A 23,100-nucleotide genomic window follows, 5' to 3' on the forward strand; every position below is an offset into this window, starting at 1 on the left:
CTCAGACGCCGCGGCTCGCGTCCGGCGCGCCCTCCGGGGCAGCGGTGGCCACCGGTGCACCGTCACCGCGCCATCCGGCACGCGCCTCCGCCTCGCGGGCCGCGCGTCGCCCCGCGGCCACGTCCACCCGGGACAGCACCGCCGCGCCCGACACGAAGAAGAAGAGCAGGGACAGCACCGCCTGTCGGCTGGAGCCCGTCAGCTCCACCGTGGCCGCGAACACCAGGGGGCCCGCCACCGCGGTGACCTTCTCGAAGACACTGAAGAGGCCAAAGAACTCCGCCGCCCTGTCCCGGGGCACCATCTGCGCGAAGAGCGAACGGCTCAAGGCCTGACTGCCGCCCTGCACCATGCCCACCAGCAACGCGAGCGCGAAGAAGTGCACCGGCGTGCGCATGAAGTAGCCCAGGAACGTCACCCCCACGTACACCGACAGGGCGAACATCAGCGCGCGCTTCACCCCCACCCGCCCCGCGGCCCGGCCGAACAGCACTGCGCACGGCACGCCCACCACCTGCGTCAGCAGCAACGCACCAATCAGCGCGCCCCGGCCAATGCCCAGCTCCGTCCCGTACAGCGTGGACAAGCGGATGATGGTGCCGATGCCGTCGCTGTAGAGCAGATAGGCCACCAGCAGCAGGAAGGCCTGACGGTGCTGGCGCAGCCCGCCCAGCGTGCCCGCCAGCTGCGTGAAGATGCCGCGCAGGGACAGCGGGGGACCTTGGATGGACACGTCCGGTTTCGGCTCGGGGATGCGCCGGAAGAGGGGCACCGAGAAAATAGCCCACCACACCGCCACGGAGGCGAAGGCCACGCGCGAGGCGGCCCCCGCGTCCGCCAGTCCGAACCACTGGGGCCTCATCAGCAGCACCAGTTGCGCGGCCAGCAGCAGACCGCCGCCCAGGTAGCCCAGCGCGTAGCCCGCGGTGGACACACGGTCCAGTTCGTCGTCCCGGGCGATGTGCCGCAAGAGCGCGTCCGCGAACACGATGCTGCCCGTCACGCCCACGTTGCCCAGACCGAAGAGCAGCAGGCCCCATTCCCAGTCACCCGGACCCACCGTGGCCAGCGCCAGCGTGGACACGATGCCCAGGCCCGCGAAGATGCCCAGCATGTGCTTGATGCGTCCGGCCCGGTCGCTCAGCGCGCCCAGGACCGGTGACAACACCGCCACCACGCTCAGCGCCACCGCGGTGGCGGTGGCGAAGCGGCTGGTGGCCACCTCGCGCGGAAGTCCCTCCGCCGCCACGGAGGCGTAGTAGAGCGGGAACACCACCGTGACGACGGTGGTGATGAAGGCCGAGTTCGCCCAGTCGTACATTGCCCACGCGCGCAGCGCAGGCCGCGTCAGGCCGATGCGCGACAAGAGCCCCCGCACCCTGTGCCTCATGCGTCGAAGTCCACCCCGCTCACGGCGTCATCGCCCTGGGCCGACTGGTAGACGTGCCAGGCCGCCGCCAGGTCCTGGAAGGGCAGTCCCACCGCGGCGAAGACGGTGACGTCCTCCTCGGACGTGCGCCCGGACTTCAGTCCGGCCAGCACCTCGCCCAGCTCCGCGTGGATGGACTCCTCACCCAGCCCCACCGCGCCCGCGGCGCCGGTGGACACCGCCGGCCCCGGTGGTCGACGACGAACCGGGACTGACGGAGCAGCTCCGCGGACAACTCGGCCTTGCCCGGCTCGTCCGCGCCCAGCGCGATGATGTGCGTGCCCGGCCGCACCATGCCCGGGTGCAGGAAGGGGTGACGGCTCCACGTCGCCGTCACGATGATGTCCGCGTCGGAGACGGCCTCCTCCATGGACTCCGCCATCCGCACCGGCAGGTTCAACTCCTGGTACATGCGCGTGGCGAAGGCGAGCGAGCGCTCCGGCGCCGTGTCGAACACCCGCACGTGCGTCAGCGAGCGCACCAGCCGCAACGACTTGAGCTGCAACACCGCCTGCCGGCCCGCGCCGATGAGCGCCACCCGGCCCGCGTCCGGCCGCGCCAGCACGTCCGCCGACAGCGCGCCCACCACGCCCGTGCGCACCGCCGTCAGGTGGCCGGCGTCCATCACCGCCATCATCTCGCCGGTAGCGACGTCGTGCAGGTGCAGCACGCCTCGAATCGCCGGCGACTGGCCGGGGAACTTCGCGTGCACCTTCACGGAGTAGGCGGGGATGGAGGGCAGGCTGCCAGGGAACAGCACCAGGGCGGTGCCCTCGGCATGGAGAGGAGCCCGGGCGCGCTGCGGTGCCACCGTGCGTGCCAGGGCGTCGGTGCGGAAGGCCTCTCGCATGTCCTCCAGCAAGAGAGGAGCCTGCAGGTTGCGGGAGACGTCGGAGCGGGTCAGCAGGAGCGTGCGCATCTTGCAGACACCCTAACCGAGCCCGTGCGGGCCCACAGCTCCCCAGCGCACGGACACGGTGGCAAGCGCCCGAAGTTGGACGTCCGAGCGGACAGTGCGCCGCCGTGCCGCCCGGGGTGGCGTCCACCGGGCCCGCTTCCAGCGACGGTGGGACGAGGCACGCAGGCGCCATCATCCCCAGAATGGAAGTGAACGGCGGGGTGGGCGGCCCCAGGGCCTCGGGAGGCCGGTGATGCTGGAGACAGAGTCACGCACAGCGGGTGACAAGGAGGCCTCCGGGGCTCGGACGCTCAAGGCGGCGGAGTTCCTGCGCGCCCACCAGGAGGAGGTGCTGGAGGACTGGCAGCGGGCCATGCGAGCGTTTCACGTGGGACACGCGGCGCAGCCTTCCTGGCTGCTGGACCACATGCCCCAGTTGCTCAACATGCTCGCGGACCTCATCGACCACGGCCCGGACGAAATCCTCACCACGGTGCCGGACGAGCACGCGATGTCCCGGCTGGACGCCGGCTTCGACCTGGGCCAGGTGGCGTCCGAGTACGCGCTCCTGCGCAAGTGCATCCTCCACAGGATGGAAGCCGAAGCGGCCTGCCCCGCGCCGGGCGAGTTGGAGCGGATGGAGGACGCGCTGGACCGGATTGTCACCCGGACGGTGACGTCCTTCTCCCAGGGGCGGCAGCGCATCCTCCAGGCCCTGGACCGGATGACGCAGGCCGCGCTGGACAGTCCTTCCATGGCCAGCCTCCCCTCGCGGCTGCTCACCGTCCTGGTGGAGTCCGCGCTCTCGGTCGACTCGGCGGCGTTCGTGCTGGTGGAAGGCGACGCGCTGGTGGTGCGCGCCGCGGTGGGCCTGGGCGCGGACGAGGCGCTCGGCGTGTCGCTGGAGCGGGAGGAAGGATTCGTGGGCGAGGTGCTCCGCCAGCGTCAGCCCCTGACGCTGCGCTCAGCGTCCACGGACCCTCGCGTGGCGCTGCCCACGCTGAAGCAGGAAGGGCTGCGCGCCGTGTACGGCGTGCCCCTGCTGGATGGCGACCAGCTCCTGGGCATGGCGTACATGTGCTCGCGCACCGCCTTCGTCTTCTCCGAGCCGGACGCCCTCTTGTTCCGGACCATGGCGCAGCGAGCCACCGCGCACCTGGTGCAGGGCCGGCTCCGGGCCCGCGAGCGCCAGGCCCACGCGGACGCCCAGCGCTCGCTGGCGCAACTGGACGCGCTGCTCGCCTCCACACCTCTGGGCATCGCCCAGCTGGACCGGGAGTTGCGCTTCGTGCGCATCAACCAGGCCATGGCGGACATCGACGGCCACTCGCCGGAAGCCCACCTGGGCCGCTGCTTCCGGGAGATGGCCCCCGTGACGGCCGTGGGCACGTTCGAGCCCATGTTCCGCCGCACGATTGAGACAGGTGAACCCGTGGACGCCGTCGAGTTCACCATCCCTGGAGATGCCCGGACCTTCCAGGCCAGCTTCCACCCGGTCCGCACGCCCGACCAAGGGGTGCTGGGCTTGAGCTGCACGGTGGTGGATGTCTCCCACCACAAGCGGGCCGAGGCCGTGCTCCAGCGAGCGGTGGACTTCCGGGAACAACTCATGGCGGTGTTGGGACACGACCTGCGCAACCCGCTCAACGCCATCAACGCCTCGGCCTTCCAGCTGACGCGGTCCGAGGACCTGACTCCACCCGAGCGTCGCGCCGTGGACCGCATCCGCAAGGCCACCGCGCGCATGGGGCGCATGATTACGGACATCCTCGACTTCGCCCGCACCCGCCTGGGCGGGGGGCTTCCCGTGGCCCGCCAGCCCATGGACTTCGCGGAGGTATGCCAGGCGACGCTGGAGGAGCTCCGGGTCAGCGCCCCGGAGCGCTCGCTGGTGTTCGAGGCGAGCGGAGACACCCGAGGGAACTGGGACCCGGACCGCGTGTCACAGGTGCTGGGCAACCTGGTGGCCAACGCCCTCCAGCATGGCCAGGAAGACAGACCGGTGTGTGTCACGGTGCGCGGAGAGGCGGATGAGGTGGTGCTGAAGGTCCACAACATCGGCGAGCCGATTGCGCCTGAGCTGATGCCGCGCCTGTTCGACCCGTTCAAGAACATGCCCGCAACGGCGCCACCGCAGGACGTCGCGAGGAAGAAACGCAGCCTGGGCCTGGGCCTCTACATCGTCAGCCAGATTGTCGGCGCACACGGGGGCCGCGTGGAGGTCCGCTCCAACCGGGAGCAGGGCACCACCTTCACCGTCCACTGGCCCCGCACCCTCACGACGCTCGGGGGCGCGTGAAGCAGCGCGGCAGGCGGGACGGCCGGGCACCCGCTGCCCGCACGCCTGCCCTTTCTGGGGGTGAATCGCGCACGCCAGGCCGCTATGCCTGGGGCATGTTCTTCAATCCGACCAAGAAGCTGAGGATTCCGACCCCGGAGGAAGCACTGCCGGGCCGCTCGGACGTGATGCCCGTCCCGGAGAAGCACGAGGTGCTGGGCACGCCCATCAAGGGCCCCGTGCCGGAAGGCCTGGAGGAGGTCTACTTCGGCCTGGGGTGTTTCTGGGGCGCGGAGCGGAAGTTCTACCAGACACCTGGCGTGTACAGCACGGCGGTGGGATACGCCGGAGGCCTGACACCCAACCCCACCTACCGCGAGGTGTGCAGCGGTCTCACCGGACACAACGAGGTCGTCCGCGTCGTCTTCGACCCGAAGAAGGTGTCCTTCGAGCAGCTCCTGCGCATCTTCTGGGAGAGCCATGACCCGACGCAGGGCATGCGCCAGGGCAACGACGTGGGCACGCAGTACCGCTCCGGCATCTACTTCACCAACGAAGCCCAGCAGCGCGCCGCCGTGGCGAGCCGTGACGCGTACCAGAAGGCGCTGGCGGCCCAGGGCTTCGACGCCATCACCACCGAGCTGCTCCCCGCTCCGCCCTTCTATTTCGCCGAGGACTACCACCAGCAGTACCTGGAGAAGAACCCGGGCGGCTACTGCGGACTGGGCGGCACCGGCGTGAGCTGCCCGGTGGGCGTGGGCGTCAACGCATGAAGCCGGACGCCTGCGTTGGACGCAAACAAAGACAAACACACCAACCTCGACTGGCTTCCGCGCCAGGCTCGGCTGACGCCCGCCTGAGAGCACGGCTGGACCGGCCCTGACTCGAGGGCCGGCCCGGCCTCCTGCCTCACGCCAGGTTGTGGAACACGCGCTGGACGTCGTCGTCCTGCTCCAGCGCGTCCACGAGCTCCAGCACCTCGGTGGCCTTGTCCTCGGGCAGCTCGATGGGATTCAGCGCCACGTATTCGGAGTCCGCCGAGACGGGCACCAGGCCCTTGGCCTCGATGGCGGCCTGGAGCTGGCCGAAGTCGGCGAAGGCGGAGCGGATGATGATCTGCTTCTCGCCCTTCTCTCCCACGCCCTCACCCATCTCCTGGAGGCCATGGTCGATGAGCTCCAGCTCCAGCGAGTCCAGGTCCAACCCCTCCGGGTTCAACCGGAACACGCCCATGCGCTGGAACATGAAGGCCACGCTGCCCGCGGTGCCCAGGTTCCCGCTGTGCTTGTTGAAGTGCATGCGCACGTTGGCCACGGTGCGCACGACGTTGTCCGTCGCCGTCTCCACCAGCAGCGCGATGCCGTGGGGCGCGTAGCCCTCATAGAGCACGATTTCGTAGTCGGTCGCCGACTGGCCGCTCGCGCGCTTGATGGCCGCGTCGACCTTGTCCTTCGGCATGTTCGCGGCGCGGGCGTTCTGGAGCACCCGGCGCAGCGTGGAGTTCGAATCGGGATTGGGCCCACCCGCCTTCACCGCGATGGCGATGTCCTTGCTGATCCGCGTGAACACCTTCGCCATCTTGTTCCAGCGGGCCATCATCGTGGCCTTGCGTGTCTCGAAAATGCGTCCCATGGGAGGGATGTATAGGTCGGCCGCATTCCGCGTGGCTACTCCCTGTAGCCCCCCGGAGCGCGGATGTTGACCAGGACAGGCCGCACGGTCGCCGGCCTGTCCCCCCCCAGCGCCCCGCACGTCACACCTTCGCGGGCTTCTCCAGGACGAGCCCGAAGTGCGTGTAGCAGGTCGGGTGCAGGTCCATGATGTTCTCGAAGTGGAAGACGCGAGACTGAAGTCCCGCCGCATGCGCGGGCGCCAGGACGCGCTCCTTCAGGGTGACGGCGTCGTAGAAGCGGCCGTGCCGCTCTCCCCAGCGGGGGAAGAGGTGGATGATGGGCTCCGCGTCCCGGCGGATGTCGTAACCCCACGCGGGGTCACACATGGTGAAGGCGTACTCGCCCAGGTACAGCGGGACGATGCAGACCTTGCCGCCGGGCCGGAGCACGCGCCCCGCCTCCCGGATGAAGCCCGTGTCCGCGGTCCCCTCGAAGTGCTCGAAGGAGCAGTGCAGCGTCATCGCGTCCACGGAGCCGTCCTCGAGTGGAAGCTCCGCCGCGGAGCCGCCAATCTGGTGGCCGTGGATGCCCGGCGGGAAGACCAGGTCCTGCGCGTAGATGTTCCGCGTCCGCCCCAGCATCCGGACCACGTCCAGGTACGGGCTGCTCGGGGTGGAGGCGATGTCCACGTAGACGGCGTCCTCGCGCGCCACCAGCGGTTCAATCTGCTTCCAGGTGAAGTAGTACTGCGGCCGCTTCTCCCAATACGGTTGGAAGCCGCAGAAGTGCCGAATCACGGCGTTCTGCGCCTGGAGCCCGTCCCAGAAGCGCTCCAGCTCCGCCACATCGAAGCGGTAGGTCTCGACGGGGATGCCGGCCTGGCGCAAGGGCTCGGGCTGCTTGAGCTGAGGACCCGGGCCATAACGGCCGAAGCCCGCCAGGCTGAGCAGCTTCGACAACGGCTCCGACGCCTTGTAGGCGGCGCGGTGCCGGACACTCTTCTTCACGCGGGTCAGCAGGTTCACGGAGATCCCCCGGGCGATGCCCGAAACGAGTGGGGATTCTGGGAGAGGGCCCCGGATGCGTCAATGCGGCCCGAAGCCCGCTTTCCCTCGTGCCAGCGAGCCTGCTCGCTAGCGGACCTGCTGCGTCGCGGGCACCGCGCGGGCCACTTCACCCGAGCCCACACCGCCCGCCCGGGCACGCTCCAGGTGCGGGGCCAGCCGTCCAATGGCCATCAGCCCCGCCATGCGGAAGTCGGAGATGAACGACCAGAGCGGGTACTTGAACGACGCCGGCTTGTTCCGCTCGATGACGAAGTGGCTGAACCACGCGAAGCCGTAGGCGGCGACGAGCGCGGCCGGCACCAGCGCGGCGCGGCCCGTCGCGACGGCCGTCACGCCCAGCCCCAGTCCCAGGGAGGTGCCCGTGAAGTGAAGCCAGCGCGTGGACGGCAGCGCGTGCTCCCGCAGGTAGAACGGCCAGAACTCGGCATAGGTCTCGATGCGGTCGGACATGGTGGGAAGTTAGGGCCCCCGGGCGCCCTCCCGTCAACCCGGCTCGACGCAGAGCGTGTAGGCATGGACAGGCAAGGGTACTCCCCGCACGCCCACCAGCCGAGCAGGCCGTCCAGCATCCGTCATGTTTTCCAGTCCGGTGCCGCCCTCCTTGGCCCGGGCCTGCCGGACTCCTCCAGGTCATGAAAGACTCTGGAGCCATGACGGAGTGGATGCCCAAGCCGAACCCGGCGGTCGACCTGCGGACGCTGGCCCTCAGCCCAGAAGAGGGCTTCGTGCTCTCCCGCCTGGACGGCGCCACCCCGGCCCGGAACCTGCCCGCGCTGACGGGCCTGCCCCCGAGCGGCTGCGGACCATCCTCTCCCGGCTCGTCACCCAGGGCGCGCTGCTGCCCACGCCCGCCGCGAGCCCGGCGGCACCTGTCGCCGCTCCGCCTGTGGCCTTCGAGCCCCAGCGACGGACGTCCCCCTCGGCCCCCGAGCCCGAAGCAGACCTCCCCGTGCTCGACCTGACGCCGCTGGACGCCGCGCCCGAAGCAGACCTCCCCGTGCTCGAACTGTTACCGCTGGAGGCCGCGCCCGCCCCCGACACCGCACCGGACACCGAGCCGCCCCCGAAGACGAGCCCGAAGCCGCCCTGGGCAACTACCGCCAGCTCTTCGAACTGCGGCTGCACCCGCTCCCCGAGGACCAGCGCATCGCCCATGCCCACGCGGCGGAGGACCCCATCCTCTCCGCGCTGTGCTTCGACCCGGTGCCCGCCGTCATCAAGGCCGTGTTCGAAAACGCGCGCACGGGTCTGCCCCATGCGCGACTCGTGGCGCGCTACCACCGCAACCCCGTCGGCCTGGAGGCCCTGTGCGCCCGGGCGGCCTTCGCGGCGGACACCGGGGTGCGGCGCTGGCTCGTGCGCAACCCGCAGCTCCCCGCCAGCCTCTTCCGGCGACTGTGGAGTGCACGCCGGCTCATGGAGCTGCACAAGGTGGGCAATGACCGCGACGTGCCGGAATCCACACGGCGCGCGGCGCGCGAGGTGCTCCGCCAGCGCTTCGCCAGCGGCCCCGCGGAGGAGAAGGTGGAGCTCATCCTCAACACGGAAGGCCGCGCGCTGGCGGCGCTCATCGGCCTGCCGGTGGATGGGAAGACAGCGTCGCTGCTGTGCGGACGCACCTACCGTTCGCCCATGCTCATCCAGAACATCGCCCGCTGGAGCGCGGCCCCGCCGGCCCTCATCGCGCACTTGCTGAAGCAGGAAGCGGTGCGGCGTCAGCCCCAGCTGCGCATGCTGCTGGCCCGCCACCCCAACGCCCCAGCGGACGCGAAGCGCGGCGGCGCCTGAACCTCACGCGGACTTGCGCTTGCGAGCGGGCGAGGCGGGCTTCACGTCCACCCAGCGCTCCGCCCACCGCCCCAGCTCATCCACGACCTTCCACAGCGCCTGTCCCTTCTCCGTGAGCTGGTACGCCACGCGGATGGGAGGCCCCGCGTCCACGTGACGCGACACCACGCCCTCCGCCTCCAGTTCCTTGAGCCGCTCCGACAGGACGCGCTCGCTGATGCTGCCAATCTCGTCCGTCAGCTCGCCGAAGCGCCGGGGCCCCGCGAGCAGGATGCGCAGGATGAGGCCCGTCCAGCGCTTCCCCATCAGCTCGCTGGCCTTCTCGAACCGCGCACACCGTGTCAGCGGATGCTCCATTGGCGCCTCCTCCCCCGAATATAGCGAGCCGCCCCGCCACCGGCACGGAAGTCCCAAGCTACTTACTTTTTGGAAGTCACTTGCGGATTAAAAGTGAACCCATTACCTGAAGAACCGTGGCGGTGGCCCATGAAGGTCACGCGCCGAATCACTCCAGGAAGGGACTCGCCCATGGCAACGCAGCAGGCAGGCCTCGACGCCAACGCCCTCAACCAGCTCTTTCTCGACGCCCGCACCCACAACGCGTGGCTCGACAAGCCGGTGGCGGACGACGTCCTCCAGCAGCTCTACGCGCTCACCCGGATGGCGCCCACGGCGGCCAACTCGCAGCCGGTGCGCATCGTCTTCGTGAAGAGCCGCGAGGCGAAGGAGCGGCTCAAGCCCACCCTGTCCCCGGGCAACGTGGACAAGACGATGAACGCGCCGGTGACGGCCATCATCGCGTACGACACCGCGTTCTACGAAAAGTTTCCCCAGCTCTTCCCCTCGCGCGACATGAAGACGGGCTTCCTCGCCATGCCCGCGGAGGCCCGCGAGAAGACGGCCTATATGAACAGCTCGCTGCAAGGGGGCTACTTCATCCTCGCCGCGCGGGCGCTGGGCCTGGACTGCGGCCCCATGGCGGGCTTCGACAACGCGAAGTTGGACGCGGCGTTCTTCCCGGAGGGGAAGTGGAAGTCCAACTTCCTCATCAACCTCGGCTACGGCGACGCGGAGAAGCTCTTCCCGCGCAATCCGCGCCTGGACTTCAGCGAGGCGTGCCGCATCGAGTAGCGGCCCGCCATCCCGCGGAACTCAGGCCCGCCGCGCCGTGAGGATGGGCTGATGGAAGCCCGTCTCCTCCGGCGTGTGCCAGCGCGTATCCATCAGCCCCGCGCGCGTGAGCGCCCGCTCCAGGTCCACGCGATGAAGCGCGCGGTACACGCCCGTGTGCTCGGTGGTGTGCCAGCCCTTGCCCTCGGGGCGGAGGATGAACTGGTGCACCGTGTACGTCCGTCCGTCCGCGGCCCAGTCCCAGATTTGGAAGAGGATGCGGCGGCCCTCGGGTGCATCCAAGAGCCGCTCCGAGGTGAAGCGAGGCTGGCTCTGCACCAGCGCGTCGGCGTCGCGCACGCTCAACACCACCAGCCCACCGGGAGCCAGCTTCGACGCCATGGCGCGCGCCGCCGCGTCCAGGTCCTCGTCCGTCAGCAGGTGCGTCACCGCGTTGTCCAGCGCCAGCACCACCGGGAAGGTGCCCTCCACCTGCGCGTCCAGCGTGCGCATGTCCGCCACGCCCGTGGTGAGGTGCACGTTCATCGCGCGAGCCTCGCGCTCGGCACGTGCCACGGCGGCCGGGCTCAAGTCGGTGGCGTGGACGGTGTAGCCACGGCCCGCCGGCCCAGCGCCTGGGTGCCGATGCCACACGCGCAGTCCAGCACCCGCCGGGGCGGCGGCGCCTCGCAGCGGCGCAGCAGCGCGTCCAACATGGCGCCCTGCCGCTCCACCACCTGCGGCCAGTTGGCGAAGAGCAGGTGGTACTCCTCCGCCATGCCCTCGTAGAACCCCAGCGCCAGGTCGCTCGTGGACGGCGCGATGCCCAGAAACCGCTGTTCACTCACGAGCTGAAGGAGCGCCCTTCGAGCGCCTCGATGGCCGCGCGGAGCTCCGCCGGCACGGGGACCTTCTCGTGGGTGGCGTAGCGCAGGGTGACGATGACGCAGCTCCCCCGGGTGTAGAGGACGCCGTCGTCCTCTCCGGCCACCGCGTGCTCCAGGGTGATGGACGACGTTCCGATGCGGGTGGCGCGGCAACCGGCCACCAGGCGCGTGGGGAAGAGGATGGGACGCAGGTACTCCGCGTTGGTGGCCTTCAGGATGGGCCCCACGCCGTCGCGGTTCGTCCGCTCGTCCCCCGCGCCGGACGGCCCCGTCAGGCCGATGCGCGCGAAGTAGTGGATGCGGGCGGTCTCGAACCAGGTGAACGTGCGCGTGTTGTTGGCGTGGCCGAAGGCGTCCATCTCCCCCCAGTGGAGAGGGAAGGAGACGACCACCGGGAAATCCTTGAGCGGCGAGTCCGGCATGTCCCCAGGGTGCCCCACCCGGCGGCCCCAGGGAACCGTGAACCGCGCCCGCCTGGCCTCCAGCCGAGGGCCATGGCCGTGGTAATCCAGGACAGCCATGCGTTCACGATTCCACACGTCCTCGCCCGCGGCCCCCGGGCTCGGCTTCACCGTCCTTTCCGGCCTCTTCCTGGAGCAGCCCGCACATGGCCGCTGAGCGCGAGCCGCTGGAGCCGCTGAAGCCGCCACGTGAGGACATCCCTACCGAGGACCTGCGTCCCTACGCTTTGTCTCCGCGCGAGGGCCTGCCGGTGTCGGACCAGAGCATGGCGGCGCATCCGCGGAAGCGGGCGGACATGGTGCGCTGGCTTCATCCCACACAGCTGCTGCGCACGGGCTTGGACGCGGTGGTGGCGGCCGTCTTCGGCGCGCGCGCGGACCAGCGGCTCATCGAAGCGGTGGTGCGGCCGCAGGTGCCCTACTTCGACTACTCGCAGGAGCCGATGCCGGAGGGCGGCTTCTGGCTGGACTATGTGTCGGACACCGGCGATGGCTGGAACTCCACCTACGCGGTGGCGCGGCTGCTGGCGCTGCCGGAGCTGACGCTGTCCGTGCAGGGCCAGCCCCACGCGGAGTCCCACGCCACACAGCGAGGACGGCTCCTCGTCCATGGCGGTGACGGCGTGTACCCCGGCGCCAGCCGCGAGGTGTACGACGAGCGGCTCGTCCAGCCCTATGAGGCGGCCATGCGGCGCTCGCATGCGCCCAGCCCGGACCTGTTCGTGATTCCGGGCAACCATGACTGGTACGACGGGCTCGGCGCCTTCCTGCGGCTGTTCTGCGCGAACCGGTGGATTGCTGGCCGGCGCACGCGGCAGAGCCGCAGCTACTTCGCGCTGAAGCTGCCCCAGCGCTGGTGGCTCATCGGCACGGACGTACAGCTCAACAGCGACATCGACGTGCCGCAGGTGGAGTACTTCCGCGAAGTGGCCAGCCACATGGGCCCCGACGACCGCATCATCCTCTGCAACGCGGAGCCCGCGTGGATTCTGGCCGCCACCGAGCGGCGCAAGGGCAGCTACCTGGAGAACAACCTGGAGTACCTCCAGGAGAAGGTGTTCGGCCGGCGCATCAACGTCTTCCTCGCCGGGGACCTGCACCACTACCGGCGGCACGAGGACGCCGGCGGGCGGCAGAAAATCACCGCGGGCGGTGGCGGGGCCTTCCTCCACCCCACGCACGCGCCCTCCGCCCCTGTCCTGCGGGACGGCTACACGCTGCAGAAGAGCTTCCCGGACGAATGGACGTCCCGGAAGCTGGCCCGGCAGAACCTGCTCCTCATCCGCCACAGTCCGCTGTTCGGGTTGATGACCGGCATGCTGTACCTGCTGCTGGCGCTGGCGGCCTACGCGGAGGTGGGCTCGTTCGGAATATCGCAGCTTTCGGACGTCATCCTGGCGGTGGCCAACAGCATGGTGGCCCGGCCGTGGACGCTGGTGTTGGGCATGGCCACCATCGGCGGGCTCATCGGGCTGGCGGACTCGGCCTTCGGCAAGTGGCGCACGCTGGCGGGCACGCTCCACGGGCTTGGACACATCGCCGCGGCCTTCTTCGTGGCCTGGGGCGCCACCTACTTCACGGTGAGCGGCCTGGGCGTGTGCCCCGAGCTCGCCGCGGACGGCATCCACTGCGAGGCGGGCTGGTGGCACCTGGCGGGCAAGTTCCTGCTGTCCTCGGGCTTCACCTTCCTGGGCGGCTTCCTGGTGGGGCCCTTCGTCATGGGCCTGTACCTGTGGCTGAGCGTGAATCGCTTCGGCGCGCACTCCAACGAAGCCTTCATCTCGCTGGCGCTTCCGGACTGGAAGAACTTCCTCCGCATGCGCATCGGTGAAGACGGACGGCTCACCGTCTTCCCGGTGGGCATCGAGCGCGTGCCCCGCAAGTGGAAGGAGACCCACGCCGGTCCCTACGCGCCCGCGCTCGACCCGGATGACCCGAAGGCCACCGCGCCCGTACTCATCGAGCCTCCCATCCGCGTGTGATAACCGTCCGACCAACGACGTGCCGTGAGGGATTGTCGGGGTGGCGGTCGTGGCGATGACGCCGGATTGAGGTGGGAGCGCCACGTCCGCCAAGCCAATCAACGACGCGGGCTGAAGCGGTGGTGCGCCGCTCCAGCCCGCGCTCCGTCATCCGCGCACGCGGAGGACGACTCGCCCAGAATCAGTGGCTGGGCACGTAGCCGCTGATGGTCTCCAAACCGGGAATCCAGAGGTTCTGGGACGCCGCGCTGAAGACAAAGGGCGCCGTGCCTGGGCTGCCGTAGCGAATCTCAGCCTCACCGGTCGGGGTGTAGTAGCGGAAGAGGTCCGTGCGACCGTCGCCGTTGAAGTCACCAGGCGCAAACTTCAGATTCGCAACCCACGTCTCCAAGGTCGAAGCACTGAAATGCAGCGGCCCCATGCCGGCAACTCCGAAGCGGGTCTCCACCTCGCCAGTGGACGTGTTGTACCGGAAGATGTCCGTGTACCCATCCCCATTGAAGTCACCAGGCACCATGGCCAGATTGGCAATCCACGTGTTCTGCGACGACGCACTGAAGAGCAGAGCCCCTGAGCCAGTGGTGCCGTAGCGAATCTCCACCTCGCCCGTAGGCATGTAGTAGCGGAAGATGTCCGTATAGCCATCCCCGTTGAAGTCGCCGGCCACCAGATTCAGATTCGAAACCCAGGTCTCCTGCGAGGTGGCACTGAAGCTCAGTGCGCCCATTCCAGAGTTGCCGTAGCGAATCTCCACCTCGCCCGTAGGCATGTAGTAGCGGAAGATGTCCGTATAGCCATCCCCGTTGAAGTCGCCGGGAATCATCTTCAGGTTTCCAACCCACGTCTGCTGTGACGAAGGACTGAAGAGCAGCTCGGTCATGATGGCCGACCCGTAGCGGATCTCCACCTCGCCCGTGCTCGGGCGGTACCGGAAGATGTCCGTGAAGCCATCCCCGTTGAAATCGCCGGGAATCAGTTCCAGTCCAGGAATCCACGTCACCTGGGATAGAGCACTGAAGAGGAACTCGTCCATTTCGGGCCGACCGTAGCGAATCTCCACCTCACCGGTGCTGGTGTTGTAGCGGAAGATGTCCGTGTTGCCATCTCCGTTGAAGTCACCGGGGAGCATCTTCAGATTTGCAATCCATGTCTTCTGGGACGAGGCACTGAAAAGGAGTTCCCCCGTACCAGCATTGCCGTACCGAGTCTCCACCTGACCGGTACCGGTATCGTATCGGAAGATGTCTGCGTAGGCGTCACCATTGAAATCCGCACCAAGCCCTTGGGGAGGCCCGTAAACACTTCGGGCGCCGATTCGGTCGAGCAATGAAAGGCGGGAGTAGGTCGACAAACCGCCACATTGCGGATAGTTCATCACCGACTCCGAATCATACGCAGTCAAACCTTCCCAGACGTCACTCCCAGAACAATCCGGATTCGAAGAAGAAATGCGAAGATGCTCATGTGAAAAACCAAGAATATGCCCCACCTCGTGCGTAAGTACCTTAGCGACGAGAGCATAATCATAGATCACATAGCGCCTATTCAACTCGACGCGCCGATCAGACCGCTCAAAGTCCGGGTAAAACGCCATTGCCACGACCCTGGAGTAACCAGACGGAAGAGCAGGTCCGCTTGGTTCCACGGGAATCCAGCACGCGACCGGATGCTCCTCGCAAAAATCAATGGGCTCCTTATTCATGAACACATCAAAAACAACATTCTCCTGCGTCGGCCCACAATCCCCATCATACTGACTCAGGTGAACGAACTTCACATCAGCAGCAGCCTCCCACTTGCGCATCGCAATCCCCAGGTCATGAACCACCTGAGCGTAGTGGGCTCCCAACGACGCACTGTCCACGCAGTAGGTCAAGTGGCGCTTCTGAGCTGCACTCCAAACACTTCGCTGCCCACCAGAGATACGAACAGCTAGCGGGCTGCGCGTGACTCCGTGAGCCGACGCTTCAACGCGAGCATCGTAATAGCTCCGGAGTTCCTCCTGGCTCCTGAAAACTTCATCGCCATTCGCGATGTAGACGCCACGTGAAGGAGCGAAATAAGAGGACGCAAGAAACTCCTCCCACGTCGGAGCCCTCACGGTCTCGTCCGCTTCACTCGGGGCCAGTTCCTGTGCCCCCTCACCACAGCCCAAGGAACCCGTCGCCAGCGCCGCCAAACATGACCAAACACCTACGATTCGTCTCACAGACCACTCCATTCGCGCAGCAGCGAACCAGCCGCCCCAAAACCTGAAATAGCAGAACAAGCCACCAACTCAAGACTCTTCACCGCCCCTCAAGCCGAGCAGTCGATGAGGATGACCGTGTCTAACAAAGGGGTCTGACATCACTCAACACCCAAATCCACAACCAGAAAATCTGGCTTTCCCACAACAAGCGCCGCCAAAGCCTCACTTGGAAGAGCCAAGTGCATTAGCACTATTCACTCGCAGATACTGGAACCCGTTCACGGACGTCGCCCCAAACCCGGCACTGCACGCGAAGCGGCGGCTTCATCGCGAAGGCAAGACCAAAACGGACTCCCAGGAGAGTCAGCGACGCCCCACATCCGAAGCCCATTTCGCCTCGGTCCAGAGTAGACAGGGCTCATGAGCCCCCCTGTCTTCATCTACCTGACCCCGCCCGACGGACTCGTCCCCCTGCTGACGCCGGCGCGGCTCGCGGCCTTCCGCGACTGGCTCTGGCGTGAGAACACGGAGCACCTGAACGCGGAGGAGCTGGCCGACATCGAGTCGGACGAGGAGCTGATGGCCATCCTCGGCCTCGTGGACCACCTGCTCCAGCAGGGCGCCGAGTCCCTGCGCAAGCCCCCCACCCGCCACGCGGACGCGATGCTGGACCTGCTCGATGAGCTGTCCGACTACTTCACCTGCGAGGAACTGGGCATTCCAGAGGGCATGGAGCTGGCGACGGACCTCAAGCCCACCGACAAGCAGGTCCGCGCCTCGGACGTCGTCATCGGAGAGAACTGTCCCGAGCGGACATTCGAGCTGTGGCGTCACCTCGTCTGGGGCCGGGCGCCGGACCGGACCGTGGCGGAGGGCATTGGCCTGCGACGCAACTTCCCCTCCATGGGCTACTGGACGGCCGCGGAGGTCCGGCACGTGCGCGACGACCTGCGCCAGCACCTGAGCGGGCCCCCTGACTACATGCCCATGAACAACTGGGCCCGCTTCATGACGTCGCTCCGCCTGAAGCTGACACGGACCGGCCGGGCAGCAGCCCCCGCCCCGGCGCTTGAGGCCATCTCCCGCGCCGTGGACCGGGCGGTCCGAGAAGGCGCGGGGCTGCTGTTCGCGCGCTGAGCCCGACGTCAGGTCAGGCTGCGCGCCAGCGCCCCAACGTGGAGATGGCCGCCTCGATGCGCGGCGTCCACGGGTGGCCACAGTTCAGCCGGAAGCAGTGGCGATAGGAATCCATCCGCGCGGAGAAGATGGGCCCCGGGGCGATGCTGATGCCCGCCTCCAGGGCCTTCGCACTCAACGCCAGCGAGTCCACCTGCCGCGGCAGCTCCACCCAAAGCAGCGCGCCGCCCGAGGGCCGCGTCACGCGCGTGCCTTCGGGGAAGAACTCCGCCACCGCCTCGGCCATGCACTCCACCTGCGCGGCGAGCCGGCGGCGCAAGGAGCGCAGGTGCCTGTCATAGCCTCCATTCTGAAGGAACCGCGCAATCGCATACTGGGGCACGGTGGCGGTCGTCACGGAGGTGGAGAACTTGAGCAACTCCACCCGCTCCCGGAAGCGGCCCGGCGCCACGTAGCCCACGCGGAAGCCCGGCGCGAGCGTCTTCGAGAACGAGCTGCACAGCAGCACGTTGCCGCGCGTGTCGAATGCCTTGCATGCGCGCGGACGCTCGGCGCCGAAGTGCAGGTCTCCGTAGATGTCGTCCTCGATGAGCGGCACGTCGTGAGCATCCAGCAGGTTCACCAGCCGCTGGCGCCGCACGTCGGGCATGCAGCTGCCCACCGGGTTGCTGAAGCTGGGCACCGCCAGCACCGCGGCGATGCGCCGCCGCGTCAGCGCCGCCTCCAGCGCCTCCATCTGCATGCCGTTGCGCGGGCAGCACGGAATCTCCAGCGCGCGCAGGCCCAGCGCTTCGATGGACTGCAGCGTTCCGTAGTACGCGGGGGACTCGATGGCGATGGTGTCTCCCGGGCGGGCCACCGCGAGCAGGCACAGGTGGATGGCCTCGGACGCGCCGAAGGTGGTGATGAAGTCGTCCGCGGCCAGCGAGCAGCCCCAGTCCATGGAACGGCGCGCGAGCTGCTGGCGCAGCTCCGGACACCCGGGCAGCGCGTCGTACTGGATGCTCCGGTCGCGCGATTCGCGGCTGAGCGCGTTCAGCTCGCGGTACAGCCTGCGGACGGGCAGCAGCTCCGGCGCGGGCGAGGCGGCGCCCAGCTTGACCATGTGGGCATCCCCCATGGACCGGTAGACGCTCGCGACGAGCCCGCTGACGGTGACAGCGGTGGCGCTGGACGCGGGCCGGGACACCTGGGGCTCCGCCAGCCGGGGCCGCTCACGGCGGCGCACGTAGTGGCCGGACTGGGGGCGCGTCTCGATGAGCCCCAGGGACTCCAGGTGCAGGTAGGCCTGGAGGACCGTGGAGATGCTCACCCGCTCGCGCAGGCTGAGCTGCCGCACGGACGGCAGCCTGTCTCCAGGCTGCAAGGTGCCCGCGGAGATGGCATCCGCGAGCCGCTCGGCCACCTGCTCATAGAGCTTTGCTTTGTGTGCCACCGCGCCCATCGCTCCTCCCAAGGTGAGCCGCATCCACCACGGCCGGTATCGGAGACGAGAACGGGCCCGTTGCCCAGATACAGCTCCCATCGACGGCGACCGGCACAGTTCGCTGGAGTAGAACTGTACCGATAACAATCTCACCTGACTGAATCTGTTCCGCAACCGCTCGGGGGCGCATGTTGGCGCCCTGGAGGACGCGGTGATGTGGGACTGGATGAGGACGGTGGTGAGCGGGCTGCGGTTCGAAGCAGCGCCAGCGCGGAACGTGGGCCCGGTTCACCTGGCCCAGGGCGCCTTGTGGAGCGAGCGCACCCGGAGCGGACATCCCCTGACGCTGACGTGTCGCGAAGGCATGCTGTGGCTCACCTGCGAGGGCGATGCGAAAGACTACGTGCTGCACCCCGGCGACACGCTGCGCATGGAGCGCTCCGGCCACGTGGTGGTGCAGGCACTGAAGCCCTCGCGCTTCTGCCTGATGCAGCGCGCTCCGGTCCATACGCCGTGCACGCCTCCCGTGAGGAAGCATGAGGGGCTCGTCCGATAGTCGGTGCCATGCCCTGCCTTGCTATCGTCTGCGCCATGCCCAGCCTCCCTGACTGTCGCCGCCTCGCCTCGGTCCTCACGCTCGTGTCTTCGCTCCTCACCGCGCAGGCCGCGGAGGTCTCCCCGGCGGAACGGGTGGAGACCTCGCCGGGCCTGTCACCTGATGCCGTACGACGCGCCTTCGACAGCCAACGCCAGACGCTCGCGTCCTGCATGCGTCTGGTCTCCATCCAGCGCGGGAAGGACAAGGCCCCGCATTCGATTGAGTTCGTTCCCTGGAAGGCCGGACCCGACACGGATGATCGCATCCGGGTGCGCTTCACCCTGGCCCCAGACGGCAAGGTCCAGAAAGAAGAAAGACAGACGGAGGCATGGGGCGTGCGGTCGATGTTCCTCGACCCAGGCTGCGTGGAGGAGCGGGTGAAGACCTGGTCCTTCCCGACCTTTCCAGGGAACCATGACGAGCGGGTGCAGGTGGAACTGTGGGCGCGGTTCCGGACCACGGAGGCGGAACGGACGGCGGCAGCCACCCGGTTGCGTGAATTCTACGGCGACTTCTGCAAGGCCCTTTCCGCATTGAAAGTCACCCAGCAGCCTCAGGCAGGCGTGGCGTGGCGCGCCACCATCAAACGCTTCCTCGCCGAGCACGGCGCGCGCGTCGACCCACGCATCGGCACGGCCATGCAGGCGGTCGGAGACATCGCGGGCCACGACCTGCCAGGCGCCATCTCGATTTATGAGCGCAGCATGGAAGAGTCGCTCGCCACGACCATTCCATGCCCGAAGCTCCGCGCCTGGGTGAAGGAGGGGTGAGCCCCAGGCCGGCCCCTCCTCGCCGGCCCACTCAGAGCACTTCGCGCAGGTTGCCATCCACGATGCGCGTCAACTGCGTCACGCGCTTGTGGAGCCAGAACCCGAAGGGCTGGATGCGCTCGGGCTTCGTCATCCTGGGCAGCTTCTGGATGCTCTCATCGAAGCCGACCACGGCGTGTTCGCGCGTCGGGGACTTCGTGCGCAGGTCAAAGGCGAAGGACCTGCCGGTGTGCCAGCCGCCGTGGAACACGGTGAGGCGCTCCAGCTCCTCGTTTCCAGTCGCCTCGACGAGGCCGTCGAGGTCATAGACGTCGTCGGCGATCTCCAGGCAGCTCCAGCCTCCACCCGAAACGTTTCCGCACGGGAACGTGGGCAGGCCATTGTCGACCGCGTTGTCCACAATCCAGGTGATGGAGCCGTACACGCGCAGGAAGTAATCCCAGCTCGACTCTGTCTTCCTGGGCTTGAGCGCCTTCACGCCATTCCAACGTCCGATGCGGTGCTTGTAGACACGCTTGAAGAAGGACAGATTCTGGTCGAGCGAGCCCATGCGCTTGGGCTCCTTCTTCACGTCGAGGTGCTCCGCGACGAAGTGCGCCTTGGGGTAGCGCGCGTGAAGGTCCTTGAGCATGGCGATGGCGGTGTCGACCGCCGCGAACGCGTCCTGCGGCTTGGAGAAGGTGGGCGCCTTGGGAGCAGCGGGCTTCTTCGGCGCGCCCTTTGGAGCCGCGGGCTCGGGGTTGGAATGGGCAGCGTCCCGGAGCTCCACGTTGCGCAGGACGAAGCCAGCCTTCTCCTGGGCACGGATGCGCTGCTCCGCCCGCTGGATGGCGGCCTCGCGGCTGCCGGCGGCCGTCTCCTTGCGGTAGTTCTCGACGGTCCGATTCCCATCGACCCAGATGACCCATTGGGTTGAGGCACCCTTGCGATACTCCCGCACCGTGATGCGCTTCCGGTTCGCGTTCCAGGGCGTGCCATCGCGGAAGCCCAGCTTCCGGTAGCGCGCCACCAAGGCCTCGACGTCCGACGCGTCGCAGAGGGAGACGAGGTGGGCGCCGTTCAGGGTGCCTCGGCGGACCACGGCCTTCTCTCCGCGCACCTCCACGTCGACGAAGAGCTGGGACAGCAGCTTGAAGAGCGTGAAGCGCCCCGTCACGGGAGCGGACACCTTCAGTGCCTTGGGCTCCGGCTTGTAGAGGGTGCCCGCGCTCCAGACTCGCAGCTCGCCTCCCGCCGAGTAGAGCCAGACCTCGTCCTTCACATCGAGCTGAGGCTCCGAGTACCAGATGGCGTCGCCGCCGTTGAGTTCCTGTAGGCGCTTCCAGTCGGACATGCGCCCCCCTCTCGCATGAGACTGATGAGGGGTCAACGGAAGCACCGGCTCAACGGCCCGAGCCGCGCGCGCAGCCGGCCAGGACGTGCTCCGTCCGCAGCCGGCTTCACAACCCCAGCGCGCTCATGGGGATGCGGTACATGTCCCCCGTGCCGCGGCCAATGCCCTGGACGGCACTGTCATCCCGTGGCGCATCGAAACGTGCCCCCACGTCGCCCGTGAAGGGGCGCGTGCTGCTGAAGTAGAGCCACTTTCCGTCGGGGGAGACGCTGTGGTTGTAGTCGCTCGCGGGCGTGTTGACGCCTTCGCAGAGCCGGCGTGCAGGTGTCCATGCGCCATCCACCTTGCGGCTGAGGAACAAGTCGTATCCGCCCAGGCCGTCTTCCCGCCGCAGTGCACTGAAGATGAGGTAGCTCTCATCAGGCGCAATCCACGGCTCGAGCTCATGGACCGACGAATTGATGGCGAGCCCCAGGTTCTCTGGCGGCTGGTAGGCGCCGTCGACCCAGCGGGAGACCCAGAGGTCGCTGCCACCCAATGTGCCGTCTCGCTCACCCCCGAAGTAGAGATTGCCATTGGCGGCCACGGCCGGTGACCACTCGTCGCGGTGCTTGTCGTTGACGGGAGCCGGAAGGCGTCGCGCGTCCTCCCATGCTCCGTCGGTGTCCAGCGACGCGGCCCAGATGTCATACGAGCTGCGGGGACCTTGCTCCCCAGGCTCGGGACGGTTGGAGATGAAGTACACCGTGCGCCCGTCGGGTGAGAAGTGTGGGTCCGCGTTGCTCCACTCGGTGGCGAAGCGCGGGAGCACCGGACGGGACCAGTGCCCTTCATCGGTCAGCTGCGTTTCGTAGAGCGTATAGTGTTGGAAACGGTCATCTGCCCTTCCAAAGAGCACGCGTCGCTGGTCTGGAGAGAAGGCCATGAAGAAGTCCCAGGCCCCGGTGGTGAAGAGCCCCGCGCCGTAGAGTTCGGGCGTGCAGGTGCTCCCGTGATTCTCCAGCGCCTCCGCGGGCCGTCCACCGTGTGCGCCACAGCCCAGCTCCCAGAGCGTCATCATCAAGAGCACGCCTCGCATCGACGACATCCCCGCCATGTACGGCTCCTCCTGGACGTTGCTTCAGCACCACGGCGGTCGGGATAGCATCGACCCATGAGGCGAAACTTTGGGAATGTTGCGGTGCTGCCCGAACGGGCTCCCGGCTATCACGCGCTCAGCGAGGGCGAGGCCTTCGACATCAGTGACTGTGTCTGTCGAGCAGGCGCCCGCAGTCCCATCTTCGGCGGCGAGCACGCACAGGTCTGCATCAGTGTCGTGCTGTCCGGCGTGTTCCATGTCCGGAGCCCCGAGGGGGCCGCGGTGGTGGGGCCGGGCGCGCTGGTGCTCGGGAACCGGTCGGCGCCCTATGAGTTCCGGCACGTCGATGATGGAGGAGACCGCTCGCTCGTCATCGAGTGCTCCGACGCGCTGCTGGACGATGCCCTCCGCTCGATGGGGCGTTCCCATCGAGGAACGCGCCCCTTCGCGCGCGTCTGCGCTCCGGCGTCGCTCACATCAGTGAATGCCGTCCTCCTGGCGCGACAAGCACTCGAGAGTGGCCAGGTGGAGGACCTGCGAGAGGCGGCACTGGCGGTGGTGGATGCGGCGGTGACGCTGGGAAGCAACCCGACGGAGACACGGGTGGAGGTCTCCGACCTTCAGGCGCGCAGAGTGGCTCGGGTCCTGCGGTATCTCGAATCAAGGTTCATGGAGGACTGCTCGCTGGACACGCTCGCGGACGTCGCGGGGCTCACGAGCTTTCACTTCCTGCGCATGTTCCGAGCCGTGACGGGGCAGACACCCCGCCAGCTCGTCATCGCCACACGACTGGGCATGGCGGCCACGGCGCTGCGCGGCAGCCGTGCGCGCATCACCGACGTCGCCCTGGAAGCCGGCTTCGGGGACCTGTCCCACTTCACGACGAGCTTCACGCGAGCGTTCGGTCTCTCGCCTCGTGCCTACCGCGCTCGCGCGCGCCAACACGCCTGACCGCGGTGGCAGGCGCGGCTCGCGTTCACCATGGGGGAACCCCTTTCGAAGTGAGACGCGCCGCCGCCCTCTCTCGCCTGGATAGCCGCCGTGGGACGGACCT

The 23,100-nt window shown here is 68.1% G+C and carries 23 protein-coding genes and 1 pseudogene; 10 read left to right on the top strand and 14 right to left on the bottom strand.

From position 1 onward, the window contains the following. Position 1: 1 nt before the first annotated feature. The 3 genes from QEG98_RS38890 to QEG98_RS38900 are packed head-to-tail and all read right to left on the bottom strand — an operon-like array spanning position 2 to position 2,348. Positions 2–1,390 carry an MFS transporter gene (locus tag QEG98_RS38890; protein ID WP_316564925.1) on the bottom strand — a complete coding sequence of 463 codons (1,389 nt, stop codon included), beginning with the start codon at positions 1,388–1,390 and terminating at the stop codon, positions 2–4. Further along, positions 1,387–1,542: a hypothetical protein gene (locus tag QEG98_RS38895; RefSeq protein ID WP_316564926.1), complete on the bottom strand. Its 156-nt coding sequence runs from the start codon at positions 1,540–1,542 to the stop codon at positions 1,387–1,389. The genes QEG98_RS38890 and QEG98_RS38895 overlap by 4 nt, the downstream gene beginning before the upstream one ends. Continuing rightward, positions 1,527–2,348, bottom strand: coding sequence for an ornithine cyclodeaminase family protein (locus QEG98_RS38900; RefSeq protein WP_316564927.1), 822 nt, complete (start codon positions 2,346–2,348; stop codon positions 1,527–1,529). The genes QEG98_RS38895 and QEG98_RS38900 overlap by 16 nt, the downstream gene beginning before the upstream one ends. A gap of 232 nt (positions 2,349–2,580) precedes the next feature. On the opposite strand from QEG98_RS38900, the gene QEG98_RS38905 reads away from it, so the two are divergent. Together QEG98_RS38905 and msrA are read left to right on the top strand one after the other, a co-directional pair. Then, entirely contained in the window at positions 2,581–4,626 is a 2,046-nt protein-coding gene (locus tag QEG98_RS38905) for an ATP-binding protein (protein ID WP_316564928.1), read from the top strand. A 95-nt stretch (positions 4,627–4,721) separates the two neighbouring features. Then, positions 4,722–5,378: a peptide-methionine (S)-S-oxide reductase MsrA gene (gene msrA, locus QEG98_RS38910; RefSeq protein WP_316564929.1), complete on the top strand. Its 657-nt coding sequence runs from the start codon at positions 4,722–4,724 to the stop codon at positions 5,376–5,378. Between the two features lie 136 nt (positions 5,379–5,514). Here msrA and QEG98_RS38915 read toward each other — a convergent pair whose 3' ends face one another. The 3 genes from QEG98_RS38915 to QEG98_RS38925 form a co-directional block, all read right to left on the bottom strand. Continuing rightward, positions 5,515–6,237 carry a YebC/PmpR family DNA-binding transcriptional regulator gene (locus QEG98_RS38915; RefSeq protein ID WP_011556981.1) on the bottom strand — a complete coding sequence of 241 codons (723 nt, stop codon included), beginning with the start codon at positions 6,235–6,237 and terminating at the stop codon, positions 5,515–5,517. A gap of 121 nt (positions 6,238–6,358) precedes the next feature. Continuing rightward, positions 6,359–7,225: a methyltransferase domain-containing protein gene (locus QEG98_RS38920; RefSeq protein ID WP_316564930.1), complete on the bottom strand. Its 867-nt coding sequence runs from the start codon at positions 7,223–7,225 to the stop codon at positions 6,359–6,361. Between the two features lie 126 nt (positions 7,226–7,351). After that, the gene (locus QEG98_RS38925) at positions 7,352–7,735 is read right to left on the bottom strand and encodes a DUF962 domain-containing protein (RefSeq protein ID WP_090495666.1); all 384 of its coding nucleotides are present in this window, start codon (positions 7,733–7,735) and stop codon (positions 7,352–7,354) included. 182 nt (positions 7,736–7,917) lie between these two features. Between QEG98_RS38925 and QEG98_RS38930 the strand changes: the two genes are divergently transcribed. Continuing rightward, entirely contained in the window at positions 7,918–8,247 is a 330-nt protein-coding gene (locus tag QEG98_RS38930) for a hypothetical protein (protein WP_316564931.1), read from the top strand. A gap of 262 nt (positions 8,248–8,509) precedes the next feature. Continuing rightward, positions 8,510–9,073 (top strand): hypothetical protein, encoded by a 564-nt coding sequence (locus tag QEG98_RS38935; RefSeq protein ID WP_316564932.1) that lies wholly within the window; start codon positions 8,510–8,512, stop codon positions 9,071–9,073. A gap of 3 nt (positions 9,074–9,076) precedes the next feature. Here the strand turns inward: QEG98_RS38935 and QEG98_RS38940 are convergent, their stop codons facing one another. After that, positions 9,077–9,430, bottom strand: a complete 354-nt coding sequence (locus tag QEG98_RS38940) for a winged helix-turn-helix transcriptional regulator (protein ID WP_141588926.1) — start codon at positions 9,428–9,430, stop codon at positions 9,077–9,079. A gap of 171 nt (positions 9,431–9,601) precedes the next feature. Between QEG98_RS38940 and QEG98_RS38945 the strand changes: the two genes are divergently transcribed. After that, positions 9,602–10,204, top strand: a complete 603-nt coding sequence (locus QEG98_RS38945; protein ID WP_316564933.1) for a malonic semialdehyde reductase — start codon at positions 9,602–9,604, stop codon at positions 10,202–10,204. Between the two features lie 21 nt (positions 10,205–10,225). On the opposite strand, the gene QEG98_RS38950 is transcribed toward QEG98_RS38945, so the two are convergent. From QEG98_RS38950 to QEG98_RS38960, 3 genes are read right to left on the bottom strand one after another with little or no spacing between them, the layout of a single operon-like run. Beyond that, positions 10,226–10,759, bottom strand: coding sequence for a class I SAM-dependent methyltransferase (locus QEG98_RS38950; RefSeq protein ID WP_316564934.1), 534 nt, complete (start codon positions 10,757–10,759; stop codon positions 10,226–10,228). A gap of 11 nt (positions 10,760–10,770) precedes the next feature. After that, complete coding sequence (locus QEG98_RS38955; protein WP_316564935.1) at positions 10,771–11,031, bottom strand: hypothetical protein; 261 nt, start codon at positions 11,029–11,031, stop codon at positions 10,771–10,773. Continuing rightward, positions 11,028–11,492, bottom strand: a complete 465-nt coding sequence (locus QEG98_RS38960; RefSeq protein ID WP_194862939.1) for an acyl-CoA thioesterase — start codon at positions 11,490–11,492, stop codon at positions 11,028–11,030. Before QEG98_RS38960 ends, QEG98_RS38955 begins: the two co-directional genes overlap by 4 nt. Positions 11,493–11,677: 185 nt before the next feature. Between QEG98_RS38960 and QEG98_RS38965 the strand changes: the two genes are divergently transcribed. After that, a complete protein-coding gene (locus QEG98_RS38965; protein WP_316564937.1) occupies positions 11,678–13,513 on the top strand; it encodes a metallophosphoesterase in 1,836 nt (611 codons plus the stop codon). A gap of 181 nt (positions 13,514–13,694) precedes the next feature. Here QEG98_RS38965 and QEG98_RS38970 read toward each other — a convergent pair whose 3' ends face one another. After that, positions 13,695–14,642, bottom strand: coding sequence for a VCBS repeat-containing protein (locus QEG98_RS38970; protein WP_316564938.1), 948 nt, complete (start codon positions 14,640–14,642; stop codon positions 13,695–13,697). Between the two features lie 1,482 nt (positions 14,643–16,124). Between QEG98_RS38970 and QEG98_RS38975 the strand changes: the two genes are divergently transcribed. Then, positions 16,125–16,841, top strand: coding sequence for a hypothetical protein (locus tag QEG98_RS38975; protein ID WP_316564939.1), 717 nt, complete (start codon positions 16,125–16,127; stop codon positions 16,839–16,841). A gap of 8 nt (positions 16,842–16,849) precedes the next feature. Here the strand turns inward: QEG98_RS38975 and QEG98_RS38980 are convergent. Further along, positions 16,850–18,309 (bottom strand): annotated as a pseudogene (locus tag QEG98_RS38980) (PLP-dependent aminotransferase family protein). Between the two features lie 172 nt (positions 18,310–18,481). Here QEG98_RS38980 and QEG98_RS38985 point away from each other — a divergent pair. Together QEG98_RS38985 and QEG98_RS38990 are read left to right on the top strand one after the other, a co-directional pair. After that, positions 18,482–18,823: a DUF2917 domain-containing protein gene (locus QEG98_RS38985; RefSeq protein ID WP_316568040.1), complete on the top strand. Its 342-nt coding sequence runs from the start codon at positions 18,482–18,484 to the stop codon at positions 18,821–18,823. A gap of 35 nt (positions 18,824–18,858) precedes the next feature. Continuing rightward, a complete protein-coding gene (locus QEG98_RS38990) occupies positions 18,859–19,635 on the top strand; it encodes a hypothetical protein (RefSeq protein ID WP_316564941.1) in 777 nt (258 codons plus the stop codon). A 31-nt stretch (positions 19,636–19,666) separates the two neighbouring features. On the opposite strand, the gene QEG98_RS38995 is transcribed toward QEG98_RS38990, so the two are convergent. Further along, a complete protein-coding gene (locus tag QEG98_RS38995; protein WP_316564942.1) occupies positions 19,667–20,968 on the bottom strand; it encodes a hypothetical protein in 1,302 nt (433 codons plus the stop codon). Positions 20,969–21,074: 106 nt separating this feature from the next. Next, complete coding sequence (locus QEG98_RS39000) at positions 21,075–22,064, bottom strand: Xaa-Pro aminopeptidase (RefSeq protein WP_316564943.1); 990 nt, start codon at positions 22,062–22,064, stop codon at positions 21,075–21,077. Between the two features lie 57 nt (positions 22,065–22,121). Here QEG98_RS39000 and QEG98_RS39005 point away from each other — a divergent pair, with 57 nt between their 5' ends. Beyond that, a complete protein-coding gene (locus tag QEG98_RS39005; protein ID WP_316564944.1) occupies positions 22,122–22,997 on the top strand; it encodes an AraC family transcriptional regulator in 876 nt (291 codons plus the stop codon). Positions 22,998–23,100 lie beyond the last annotated feature (103 nt).

It is taken from the genome of Myxococcus sp. MxC21-1 (assembly GCF_032612255.1).
GTDB classification, from domain to species: domain Bacteria; phylum Myxococcota; class Myxococcia; order Myxococcales; family Myxococcaceae; genus Myxococcus; species Myxococcus virescens.